Below are 11,378 nucleotides of genomic sequence, written 5' to 3'. Positions count from 1 at the left end.
GGGTTGTTCTTGGTGCGGCGGCTCAAGACCTGCATCACCCGCTCGATTTCCTTCTCGCGGCCGATCACCGGGTCGAGTTTGCCCTCGCCGGCGGCAGCGGTCAGGTTGCGGCCGAACTGGTCGAGGACCAGCGACGTCGACGGGGTGCCCGCCTCGCTGCTGCGGCCACCGGCGCCCGCCTCCTGCGGCTCTTTGCCCTGGTAGCCCGACAGAAGCTGGATGACCTGCTGGCGAACCTTGTTCAGGTCGGCGCCAAGCTTCACCAACACCTGGGCGGCAACCCCCTCACCCTCACGGATCAGGCCGAGCAGGATGTGCTCGGTACCGATGTAGTTGTGGCCGAGCTGCAGGGCCTCGCGCAGCGAGAGCTCCAGCACCTTCTTGGCACGGGGCGTGAAGGGGATGTGTCCGGCCGGCGCCTGCTGCCCCTGGCCGATGATCTCCTCGACCTGGGTGCGCACCGCCTCCAGCGAAATCCCCAACGACTCGAGCGCCTTCGCCGCCACCCCCTCACCCTCGTGGATGAGGCCGAGCAGGATGTGCTCGGTGCCGATGTAGTTGTGATTGAGCATCCGCGCCTCTTCTTGCGCCAGGACGACAACCCGGCGTGCGCGGTCGGTGAACCGTTCGAACATTGTTCTCCCTTACGTGGCTCCACTCGGTCAATCTGCGCCCCGCCGCGCCGGCCGCGCGGGTGGCTTTGCGCAGCGACTGACCTGCTTGCTTCCACTCTAGTGGTGTTTGGACCCGCGCCCGCAATCCTTGTGCGGCCCTGGGGCCGGCCGGTCATCGTCGCCGGTCGGCGCCGCACTCCTTCACAGGCGCTTAATGCTGGTCAACGCCGAGCACAGCGCCGATGTTCCCCGCCCGGAGCGGAGAGACTACGCCAACAGCGAACAGCTTCGCTACCCTCGCATTCATGTCCTTTCCGACCACCATTCCGCCGACACAGCCCTTTCCCGTCGGCGGGTCTTCCGAGTCGGCCCGACCCTTCCGCTGGAAAGGCGACGGTGCCGTGACCGCCGAGCAACAGGACGCGCTCAACGTCGGGGCCTTCCTCTGGGGTGTCAACGACATGTGGTGCGACACCCTCGACGTCGATGTCCCGCAGCCGCAGGTGCGCGACGCCCTGGCTACCGCCTGGGGGATCTCCGACGCCGTGAGCGCCCGGATGACCGTCGGCCGCCTCCTCGATGGGATGCACAGCGGCGCTTTCGAGGTCGTCGCGCCGCTGGTGGCCGCAATCGTCAAGAAGACGGCCGGACACGACCCCGACTCCCACCGGGAGTTTCTCGCCGCCCGCACCCAGTTCCGCGGGCCCTCGGCGACCATCGCCGACTATGACGCGCTGATGAATCTGCGGACCATGTCGGTGCTGCGCCCGGTGATCGCCGATTCGTACTTCCCGGCACACATCCGCTCCTGGGATCTGGGGCGCGTCGGCTACGTCGTGCGAATGTCGCGGTCCGCCGGATACCTCAGCACCGACGAATGCTGGCCAATGCTCATTTCTGCCGCTGTTTCAGCACGCAGCTACTACGCGAACTGGCGGCAGTTCGCGCACGGCCTCGTCATCGGGCGGACCTACTGGATGGCGCTGCACGAGATGAACAATGCCGGCGCGGCGGCCAAGACCGCCGGTGAGCGGGTCCACGGCCTGCTGATGCGCCCCGATAGTCCGTGGCGCCGCTACCGGCTCGGTCAGATCGGTGGCGTATCGATGGTCAAGGGCCAACCGGAACCCGAGACGACCACCGACACCACCTCGGCCGAACAACCCAGCGAAGTGCCGCCCAGCGGCCCGCAACCCGGCGAACTGGGGATGTAACGAACCGGTCAGTACGTGTCGCGCTCGGGTAGCTCCGCACCGAACATCCGCGCGATCGCCGCGGCGGCAGTGCCGTCGTCCAGCCCGCCCGCGCGATGTGCTTCCCGGATGGCGCGGTACCGCGTGAACTCGTCGAGCACCCCCCCGTCCGCGGCCTTCTCCAGCTCGGCGGACCCCTGGTTCATCAGGTCGGCGACGACCCAGTACACCCGCTGGTCACTCGCATAGACCGAGGTGAGACCGTTGACGAACACCTTGGTCCAGGACTCGTAGTCCTGCAATTGCGCGACACGGAACCCATCCTCGACGTCGCCGTCGGCAATGCCGGTGACGGCCTGGAGCGGCATCTCGTAGACGTAGCCCGGCGTCGACTTCTCCGCATTGCCCGCACATGCCATCAACACGCGCTCGCTGGTGACCGCGAACAGCCCCCATTCACCTTTGAACCACGCGGAGACGGCATTGAGGAGCAGTTCGTCCGACCGCAGTGACTGAACCAGGATCTGCGCGTTGGCCGAATCACTGTCGACCCAGAACATCGCCGCCGCGACATCGGGACGTTCCCGAGCCGGCGGGCCGTAGGACTTGGGTTGTGCTGCCGTCACCCCCCCAAATCTAGCGGAAGCTACCGATCGAGACGGAGCGAAGTCATCCTCGGCGCCGATCCGGCGCCGTGGTTGACTGGTACGCATGCCTTCAGGTCTCCGCCGCCGGTTTCCCATTGGAATCGGCACCGTCGTGATGGTCCTCATCGCCGCGATGGTCGCCTCGGTGGGACTGGTACTCGCCCAAGCCCCCGACCCGCCGCAGGGCCGCGGGTACGGGTTCGGTCAGCTCCGCGACTATGCCGATCGCCCCGATACCGCCTGGACCCGCGGCATCGACGATTTGCCGGGGTTCAGCAGTTCGGGCGGCCCAGTCACGGTCGCCGACACCCACGGCAGCACCTGGCTGCTCGCGTACCCGTCGGGGCTCGGGCGCGCCTTCCTCGCCGTGAACCGCTTTGACGGGACGTCGCGGTGGGACAAGCCCATCGTTGCCGGTCTGGGCAGCTGCGCCTTTGACAGCGGCGCGCACGTCGGCTGCGCGGTCAAGGTCGGGGACGTGCCGGACGGCTTTTACCTCGTCGACCCGGGCTCGGGCGCGCTGGGACCACCGCAACCGCTGGAGGACACCGGCCGGATGATCGGGGCCGGCAAGGACTTCATCCGTGTCAACCAGGTCGGCTACCGGGTCAGTGCCACCAGCCCCGGCGGCACCACCACGTGGAGCCGCACGTTCGCCGACTCCGCCACTCCCGCCTACCTCCCCGAGGCCGATCTCGTCGACGTCAAACTGGCCGACGCCAGTCATATCCTGCTCGACCCGCACACCGGCGCCACCAGGCTCAGTTGCACGACGTGCACCGTTACCGCTTACCCGACCGGCCTGGCGGTAAGCCAGGCCGGCGACAGCGGTGTTGTCGACTTCTACGCCTTCTCCGCCGGGAAGCTCGTGACCAAGCCCACGCACACCTCGCGCAGCATGCAGGTCTCCGCCGGGCCGGCCACCCTCGCCGTCGTCGGCGGCACCGGATTGGCAACAGTCAGCGAAACACACGGCCGATTCGAGATTCGAGATCCGGCGAAACCGAAGGGGCTGTGGTCGGTCGCCGACGATTCGCTGTCCAAGGGCCGTCCGATGGCATGCGGACGGCTGGTCGCCTTCGGCCGCAAGGATGCCACGCGGGTGGTGATGCGCCTGGATGGGAAGGGCACCGTCGTCGGCCATCTGCCTGCTCCCGACCGGCAGCGCCCGGACACCAGCATCGCAGAATTGCGGTGCGTCGGATCCTTCGGCGACCTTCTCGTCGTGGCCAACGACAACCAGATCACCGCGTTCGACACCGCAGCGGGCCGGATCCGGTGGGAGGTGCCGGTCAACGGCACTGCGCAGAATGTCGACGGCCACCTCGTGCTGCGTCAGGGCGCGACGATCTCCTTGCTTCGCTGACGGCCCGTTCCCACCTCGTTTCGCCTATCCCACAGTGATCGGGGTGGGATAGGCGAACTCATGGGGTATCCGCGCTGAAATAGAACGCCGCCAGCGCAGCCGAATACATCGGGACGTCGGCCACCGCCATGAGCTCGCGGGCACTGTGCATGGCCAGCTGCGGCGCCCCGACGTCGACGGTGACGAGCCCGGTCCGCGTCGCGGTAATCGGGCCGATCGTCGAGCCGCACGGCAGGTCTGCCCGGTGGACATAGCGCTGCAACGGCACACCGGCGCGGCGACAAGCCTGCTCGAAGACCCCGGCGCCAGTCGCGTCGGAAGCGTAGCGGAGGTTCTGGTTCACCTTGAGCACCGGTCCGCCGCCCAGCCGGATCTGATGTCCGGGCTCGTGTCGGTCGGCGTAGTTCGGATGGGTCGCATGCGCCATGTCCCCAGAGGCACAAAAGCTGCCGGCCATGACCCGCAAGTAGTCGTCGCGGCCGCCACCACGGGCCAGCACGATCCGCTCGCACACCGACGCAAGGAAGTCCGATGCCGCACCGCGCTGCGATCCGCTGCCGACCTCCTCGTGATCGAACAAGGCGAGCACCTGGGTTGCCGACGGCGGCCTGGTCGTTTCGCCGACGTCGAGTAGCGCCCGCAGCCCGGCATAACAGGTCGCCTGGTTGTCTAGGCGCGGCGCACTGAGCAAGTCCTGCTCGGCACCGACGATGCGACTCGGCTCGACGTCATGGGTCATCAACTCCCAGCCCAGCACGTCGGTGTCGGCAACGCCGAGGCGCTGCGCCAGCCACGCGAGCAGCCCAGGGCTATCGGGGTCGGTCGACCAGAGCGCATCAAGGTGGCGCTGCGGGTCCGGGGTGACGCCTTTACGGTCCTCCGACAGGTGGATCGCCAACTGCGGCACCCGCAGGATCGGCTCATCAATCTTCACCAGTCGCTCGGCCACACCGTCGCCGTCGAGCACCGACACCCGGCCGGACAGCCCAAGGTCGCGGTCGAGCCAAGAGTTCAGCCACGCACCGCCATAGGGCTCGAGCGCAACTGTCGACAACCCTGCGGACACGCGGTCGATGTGCTGCTTAACACGCAGATTCGGGCTGTCCGTGTGACCGCCGACGATCCGGAAGGTATCACCGAAACCCGAACTCCAGGCGATGATCGATCCGCCCCGGCGGACGAAACAGCGGCCCAACTCGGCCGGCCATGCCTGCGTTTCAGCGACTTCGGCGAAGCCCGCATCGAGTAGCTCGGCAGCGACGGTGGCACAGACGTGGAACGGCGACGGCGAGGCATCGATGAAGGACGCAAGGCCCGCCGCGGACGCTGACGCGACCATCGTCAGGCCTTGGCCAACACCGCGTCGAGGACCGAGTAGAACAGGCCCAGCCCATCGTCACTCGGTCCGGTGAGCGCCTCGGTCGCATGCTCGGGATGCGGCATCAGTCCGACGACGCGGCCATCGGCGCTGGTCACCCCGGCGATCGAACGCATCGAACCGTTCACGTTGTCCCCGGCGTAGGTAAACGCGATCCGGCCTTCGCCGGCCAGCTCGTCGAGTACCGCCGCACTCGCGACGTAGCGGCCTTCGCCCGACTTCAGCGGCACCAAGATCTCGGCCCCGGGCTCGAAGCGAGAGGTCCAGGCCGAGTCGGTGTTCTCGACGCGCAACCACTGGTCGCGACAGACGAAGTGCAAACCCTGATTGCGGGTCAGCGCGCCGGGCAGCAGGCCCGCCTCACACAAGATCTGGAAGCCGTTGCAGATTCCGAGCACCGGCGTGCCGGTGCGCGCCGCGTCGATCACCGATGTCATCACCGGCGCCAGACTGGCGATCGCCCCCGCCCGCATGTAGTCGCCGTAGGAGAAGCCACCGGGGACGACGACCGCGTCGACGCCCTTCAGGTCGGCATCGGCATGCCACAGCGACACTGCCTGCGCGCCCGCCAGCCGGACGGCCCGGGCGGCGTCAACATCGTCGAGGGTGCCCGGGAAGGTGATCACCCCGATCCGCGCCACTACGAGCTCACCTGCACCCGGGTGACGGTGTAGTCCTCGATCACCGTGTTCGCCAGCACGTCAGCGGCAATGTTCTCCAAGACGACGTCGTCGACGGTGTCCGCGACTTCGAGTTCGAAGCGCTTGCCCTGCCGGACGCCGGCGACACCGTCGAAGCCCAGGCGCGCAAGGGCGCCGACGATGGCCTGCCCTTGCGGATCGAGGATTTCTGCCTTGGGCATCACGTCAACCACCACACGTGCCATTGCTTTCGCGCTCCTTTGCCGGGCCAACCGCCTACGAGATGAGTCTATCGAGTGGACCCGGCGGCTACAGCGCCGCCTCAATGGCGCTGATCACCTCGGGCGCGTCGGGCTCGGTGCGCGGGCGGAACCGGGCCAGCGCCGCACCGTCGGAGCCGACGAGGAACTTCTCGAAGTTCCATTGGATATCGCCGGCCTCGCCGTCGGCGTCGGGCAGCTGTGTCAGCTCCTCGTAGAGGCGATGGCGGCCGGCGCCGTTCACGTCGGCCTTCGCCAGCAGCGGAAAGGTAACGCCATAGGTCGTCGAGCAGAAGGCCGCGATCTCGTCGGCACTGCCGGGCTCCTGCCCCATGAACTGGTTGCACGGCATGCCGACGACGGTGAGCCCACGCGGGCCATAGGTCGTCGCGAGTTCTTCGAGCTTCGCGTATTGCGGCGTGAGGCCGCATTTGCTGGCAACGTTGACGACGAGAAGCGGACCCGCGAACGCGGCAAGATCGAGCCGGGATCCGTCGAGGGCGGTGACGGGAATGCTCTTCAAATTGGCCATCCTGTCAGCGTACCCAGGTCGGCGATCATGATCGACGTCACAGATAATTGCGTTGCAACAATATTTGCGTGACAGTTACTATTTCCGAGTGCAACCGACGGATAGGCCGAGTGACGACGATGGCGCTGACCGGGCTTTCGTAGCGCTCACCACGCTTTTTGAGCGCCTCTCCTGTGCGGCGAACTCATCGGCGATGGCCGACGTCGCCAAAGCGGACCTGGCCTTTTCACAATTTCGCACTCTGATGGAGTTGGGTGCCCGCGGAACGGCGCTCTCGGTCAACGAGTTGGCCGACGCCGTCCAGCTATCGGTCGCCGCCACCGGCCGCGTCGTCGACAAACTGGTCGGACTGGGCTACACCGATCGACGCGAAGATCCCACGGATCGACGCGTCAAACGGGTGTCACTCACCGCCGTCGGTCACACGTTCGTCACCATGGCCGTCGACGCCCGCGCGGACGCCTTGCGCGCGTTCACCCGCCGCCTGCCCAGCGACGTCGCGCATGCGCTGGCCTGCGCACTCGATCCGGTCGTCAACGGCGACATCGACTACTTCACCGCTCCCAATCCCGATCCACAGACAGAAAGCTGACCCGATGACCACCCCCGCTGCTGCTCCGGCGCCGGACACCAAGCTTGATCGGCATGTGCTGATCGTCGCCGGTGTCGTCGTCCTCGGCTCGATCATGTCGATCCTCGACATCACTGTTGTGTCGGTCGCCCAGGACACCTTCCAAACCGAATTCGGCACCAATCAGGCCGGCGCCGCGTGGTCGATGACCGCGTACACGCTGGCGCTGGCAACCGTCATCCCGCTGGCCTCCTGGGCCGCGACGCGCTTTGGCACGAAGAAGGTCTATCTGACCGCCCTGGTCCTGTTCCTCTTCGGCTCGGTGCTGTGTGCGTTGGCGTGGAATATCGGCTCGTTGGTGGCCTTCCGTGCTATCCAGGGCCTAGGCGGCGGGCTGCTGATGCCCGTGGGCATGATGATCCTGACGCGCGCCGCCGGCCCCGAGCGCGTCGGCTCGGTGATGGCGGTACTCGGCATCCCCATGCTGCTCGGGCCCATCGCCGGCCCCATTCTCGGCGGACTGCTGATCGAGAAGGTGTCCTGGCACTGGATCTTCCTGATCAACGTCCCCATCGGGATTGTCGCCTTCGGCTACGCATGGCTCGCGCTCAAGAACGACGAAACCGGTGAACGGCCCTCCATTGACTACGTGGGTCTGGCCATGCTCTCCCCCGGCCTCGCCCTGTTCCTGTTCGGCGTGTCCAGCGCCGGCGAGGAGCAGACATTCGCCGCGCCCCGCGTGCTCATTCCCGCGCTGATCGGTCTCGCACTGATCTCGGCCTTCGTCTACCACGCACTCACCACCAAGAAGAAGCCGCTGCTCGACCTGCGCCTGTTCAGCAACCGCACGCTGGCCGTCGCCGTCGCGACGATGGTGGTCTTCCTCATCGCCTTCTTCGGCTCGGCGCTGCTGTATCCGCAGTACTTCATCGGTGTGCGCGGACAGACCACCCTCGCGGCGGGCTTGTTGCTGGCCCCGCAGGGTCTCGGCGCGATGCTGTCGATGCCGATCGCCGGACGTCTCACCGACAAGATGGGGCCGGGCAAGTTCGTCCTCACCGGACTGGTTCTGATCATCGCGGGCATGACCGTCTTCACCCAGATCGGCGCGACCACCTCGCTGTGGATCGTGTGCGGCGCACTGTTCGTTCAGGGCCTCGGCATGGGCATGACGATGATGCCGATCATGTCGGCCGCGCTGGCGACGCTGCGCAACCAACAGGTCCCCGACGGCACGACGCTGATGAACGTCATCCAGCAGTCCTCGACATCGATCGGCACCGCGGTCATCTCCGTCATCCTGTTCACCTCCCTCGCCGCCCACCCGGACGCGATGAAGGCCATCGTCTACAACCGGCTCAAGCCCGGCGGTCCGGTGCCGCCGCAGGACTGGTTCGAGCAAGCCGCCGCCGCGTTCACGACTCCGTTCACCGTTGCCGCGATCGTCGCCGCCATCACCCTGATCCCGGCCTACTTCCTGCCGCGCAAGAAGATCGCGTCCCCACTGGTCGAGGAAGACATGGATCAGACCCGGCACATCAGTGTGCACTGATCCGACTAGGATCACCCCGAACCGAACAGTTGGAGAATCGATGACCACGGCAGGCGACGAACCCGCCCTCCTGTCCCGGGTCGGCCACTACTATCAGGCCGATCACACCTACGAGATCGGCCGCGAGAAGATCCGCGAGTACGCCCGGGCGGTGCAGGACTACCATCCGGCGCACTGGGATCCGGCCGCAGCACAGGATCTGGGCTACGCCGGCCTCATCGCGCCGATGACGTTCACCGCGATCGGCGCGATGGCTGCCAACCGCAAACTGCTCGAAGAGGTCGTCGTCGGCTACGACACCTACGTGCAGACCGAGCAGGTCTTCGAGCAGCATCGGCCCATCACCGTCGGCGACGAGTTGCACACCGACGTCGAACTGTCCTCGGTGCGCCGGATGGCCGGCAAGGACATGATCACGATCACCAACACCTTCCTCGATGTGAAGACAGGCGAGACGGTGCACACCATGCACACAACCGTCATCGGGGTGACCGCCGACGAGGTCGATCCGGCCATCACCGAGGCCGTCGCGAAAGTGATGATGCACGACGTCGACATCATGTCGGTGGAGGCCGCCGCCGCCGACTATGTCAAGACGGTGCGCACCGACGGGGAGCGCATCATCGCAGCCGCCGGCGCGACCCGCACCCCGCGAAGCCGTAACTTCGACGAACTCTCGGTCGGCGACACGTTGCCGGTGCACCACACCCATCTGTCGCGCGGCGACCTCGTCAACTACGCGGGTGTCGCCGGCGATGCCAACCCGATCCACTGGGATGAGAGCATCGCCAAGCTCGCGGGCCTGCCCGACGTGATCGCCCACGGCATGCTGACCATGGGCTTGGGCATCGGGTTTGTTTCCGAGTGGACCGGCGATCCCGGCGCGGTCACCCGCTACGCGGTGCGACTGTCGGCGCCGACGATCGTCCCAGCCGACGGTAAGGGCGATATCGAGTTCAGCGGCCGCATCAAATCCCTGGACCCGGCGACCCGCAGCGGCGTCATCATCCTGACCGCGAAGTCGGCGGGAAAGAAAATCTTCGGCATGGCGACGCTGGACATCCGCTTCGGCTAGCCCGGCCGGCTCAGGTCCAGCGCTGCGCGGCGCGCAAGTAGTCGCGAAACGGCGCGAAATCGGCAAGGACCTGCGCGGCGGTGCGCGCACGGTCCACCAGGCCGGCCGATTCGCCCGCGTATACCGGCGCGAGGGACAGATCGGCGTCGACCCGGGCCTGCTTGATCTTCGCGGTCAACTCATCGGTGACCGCCGCCTGCAGGGCATCGGTGCGGTCCGCCCACGATGTGGTGAATGTGTTGACCAGTGCCCGGCCGCCGTACCTCGTCGGCCAGTCGAACCGCTGGGCGATGTCGAACGCCCGGGTGTACACGGTTTGGTCGGTGTCGGCCGCGATCACCGCTTCCTTGAGCTCGGGCCGGAATAGGCTCTCCGCGCACGCCGCGAATGGTGTCCCGACCCAGCCCGCCACGGCTCCCGCCGCCAGTACCGCCGCCAGCCCCCGGGCGGTTGCGACGCCGCCCCCCGCCAGTACCGGGCGATCGGTCAGGTCCAGCACCTGCTGCAGCAGCGGCAGCGTCGACACGACGCCCCGCCCGTGTCCGCCGCCCTCGGATCCGCGAACCACGAGTCCGTCGACGCCGGCGTCGAGGGCATCGGCCGCCTCGGCCCGGGTTCCGACCTGAGCGACGACAGCGGCCCCGGTCGCGCGGACCTTCGCGAGGTGGGGGCGCGGGTCACCGAAGCTCAAACTGACGACGATCGGCTCGAATTCCAGTGCGGCGTCGAGCAATTCGGGGTTCTGCGGCAACGACCAGCACATCAGCCCCACGCCGAAGCGCTCACCGGAGGCCGCGGCAATACCGCACTCTGCGCGCACCTGCTCGACGGTTGCGACATTTCCGACGCCGATCATCCCCAGTCCGCCGCCCGCCGAAATCGCAGCGGCGAGTCGGCCGCCGGCCGCCCCGGCCATCGGTGCGCCGACGATGGGAGTCGATAATGCCGCTACGATCTCGCGCAGCTCAGGCATCGCCGGCCGCCGGCTCTGGTGCGGCACCGGTTTGCTGCAGTATCCAGGCCAATTCGAAGGCTGCCTCCGCCCACTGCTTGTATCGTCCACTGACTCCGCCATGCCCGGCCGACATCTCCGTCTTCAACAGAATCGGAGCGTCACCGGTCGTCGAGTCTTGCAGGCGCGCCACCCATTTCGCCGCTTCGGTGTGCAGCACCCGGGTGTCGTTGAGCGAGTTGAGCGCCAGGATGGCCGGGTAGTCCACCGCGCGAACGTTCTCATACGGCGTATACGACTTCATGTACTCGTACACGTCCGCATCCTCCAGCGGGTTACCCCACTCCTCCCACTCGATGACGGTCAGTGGCAGGCTCGGGTCGAGGATCGAGTTGAGTGCGTCGACGAACGGCACGGCGGCGACGATGCCGTTGAACAGTTCGGGTGCCTCATTGACCACCGCCCCCATCAGCAGCCCGCCCGCCGATCCCCCCTCGGCGACCAACTGCCCCGGGGTCGTCGCACCGGTGTCGACGAGGTGACGGGCAACGGCGACGAAGTCGTCGAAGGTGTTGCGCTTGTGCACGGTACACATCT

The 11,378-nt window shown here is 67.1% G+C and carries 13 protein-coding genes; 5 read left to right on the top strand and 8 right to left on the bottom strand.

All coding sequences use genetic code 11. The features are described from left to right. On the bottom strand, positions 1 to 635 hold a 635-nt coding region (locus tag B4M62_RS09065), incomplete at its 3' end, for a Clp protease N-terminal domain-containing protein (RefSeq protein WP_290706853.1). Between the two features lie 284 nt (positions 636 to 919). On the opposite strand from B4M62_RS09065, the gene B4M62_RS09060 reads away from it, so the two are divergent. Then, complete coding sequence (locus tag B4M62_RS09060) at positions 920 to 1,828, top strand: DUF1266 domain-containing protein (RefSeq protein ID WP_290706851.1); 909 nt, start codon at positions 920 to 922, stop codon at positions 1,826 to 1,828. An 8-nt stretch (positions 1,829 to 1,836) separates the two neighbouring features. Here the strand turns inward: B4M62_RS09060 and B4M62_RS09055 are convergent, their stop codons facing one another. After that, positions 1,837 to 2,433, bottom strand: a complete 597-nt coding sequence (locus tag B4M62_RS09055) for a hypothetical protein (protein WP_290706849.1) — start codon at positions 2,431 to 2,433, stop codon at positions 1,837 to 1,839. Positions 2,434 to 2,518: 85 nt separating this feature from the next. Here B4M62_RS09055 and B4M62_RS09050 point away from each other — a divergent pair, with 85 nt between their 5' ends. Next, positions 2,519 to 3,820: a hypothetical protein gene (locus tag B4M62_RS09050; RefSeq protein WP_290706847.1), complete on the top strand. Its 1,302-nt coding sequence runs from the start codon at positions 2,519 to 2,521 to the stop codon at positions 3,818 to 3,820. Positions 3,821 to 3,878: 58 nt separating this feature from the next. Here the strand turns inward: B4M62_RS09050 and B4M62_RS09045 are convergent, their stop codons facing one another. The 4 genes from B4M62_RS09045 to B4M62_RS09030 all read right to left on the bottom strand — a co-directional run bounded on the left by B4M62_RS09045 (position 3,879) and on the right by B4M62_RS09030 (position 6,631). After that, positions 3,879 to 5,159 carry a M18 family aminopeptidase gene (locus tag B4M62_RS09045; RefSeq protein WP_290706845.1) on the bottom strand — a complete coding sequence of 427 codons (1,281 nt, stop codon included), beginning with the start codon at positions 5,157 to 5,159 and terminating at the stop codon, positions 3,879 to 3,881. 2 nt (positions 5,160 to 5,161) lie between these two features. Further along, positions 5,162 to 5,839 carry a phosphoribosylformylglycinamidine synthase subunit PurQ gene (gene purQ / locus B4M62_RS09040; protein WP_290706843.1) on the bottom strand — a complete coding sequence of 226 codons (678 nt, stop codon included), beginning with the start codon at positions 5,837 to 5,839 and terminating at the stop codon, positions 5,162 to 5,164. Then, a complete protein-coding gene (gene purS / locus B4M62_RS09035) occupies positions 5,839 to 6,084 on the bottom strand; it encodes a phosphoribosylformylglycinamidine synthase subunit PurS (RefSeq protein WP_290706841.1) in 246 nt (81 codons plus the stop codon). The genes purQ and purS overlap by 1 nt, the downstream gene beginning before the upstream one ends. A 64-nt stretch (positions 6,085 to 6,148) precedes the next feature. Further along, positions 6,149 to 6,631: a glutathione peroxidase gene (locus B4M62_RS09030; protein WP_290706839.1), complete on the bottom strand. Its 483-nt coding sequence runs from the start codon at positions 6,629 to 6,631 to the stop codon at positions 6,149 to 6,151. Positions 6,632 to 6,719: 88 nt separating this feature from the next. Here B4M62_RS09030 and B4M62_RS09025 point away from each other — a divergent pair, with 88 nt between their 5' ends. The 3 genes from B4M62_RS09025 to B4M62_RS09015 are packed head-to-tail and all read left to right on the top strand — an operon-like array spanning position 6,720 to position 9,829. Beyond that, positions 6,720 to 7,223, top strand: coding sequence for a MarR family winged helix-turn-helix transcriptional regulator (locus B4M62_RS09025; protein ID WP_290706837.1), 504 nt, complete (start codon positions 6,720 to 6,722; stop codon positions 7,221 to 7,223). A gap of 4 nt (positions 7,224 to 7,227) precedes the next feature. Further along, complete coding sequence (locus B4M62_RS09020; RefSeq protein WP_290706835.1) at positions 7,228 to 8,754, top strand: DHA2 family efflux MFS transporter permease subunit; 1,527 nt, start codon at positions 7,228 to 7,230, stop codon at positions 8,752 to 8,754. A gap of 40 nt (positions 8,755 to 8,794) precedes the next feature. Next, a complete protein-coding gene (locus B4M62_RS09015; protein WP_290706833.1) occupies positions 8,795 to 9,829 on the top strand; it encodes a fused (3R)-hydroxyacyl-ACP dehydratase subunits HadA/HadB in 1,035 nt (344 codons plus the stop codon). A 10-nt stretch (positions 9,830 to 9,839) separates the two neighbouring features. Here the strand turns inward: B4M62_RS09015 and B4M62_RS09010 are convergent, their stop codons facing one another. Together B4M62_RS09010 and B4M62_RS09005 are read right to left on the bottom strand one after the other, a co-directional pair. After that, positions 9,840 to 10,802 (bottom strand): NAD(P)H-dependent flavin oxidoreductase, encoded by a 963-nt coding sequence (locus B4M62_RS09010; RefSeq protein ID WP_290706831.1) that lies wholly within the window; start codon positions 10,800 to 10,802, stop codon positions 9,840 to 9,842. Next, positions 10,795 to 11,378: prolyl oligopeptidase family serine peptidase (locus tag B4M62_RS09005; RefSeq protein ID WP_290706829.1), on the bottom strand; the 584-nt coding region annotated here is incomplete at its 5' end. The genes B4M62_RS09010 and B4M62_RS09005, both read right to left, overlap by 8 nt.

It is taken from the genome of Gordonia sp. UBA5067 (assembly GCF_002414845.1).
Lineage (GTDB): Bacteria > Actinomycetota > Actinomycetes > Mycobacteriales > Mycobacteriaceae > Gordonia > Gordonia defluvii.
Note: the sequence above shows the minus strand (reverse complement) of the source record. Positions and strands in the feature narration are given on the sequence as shown.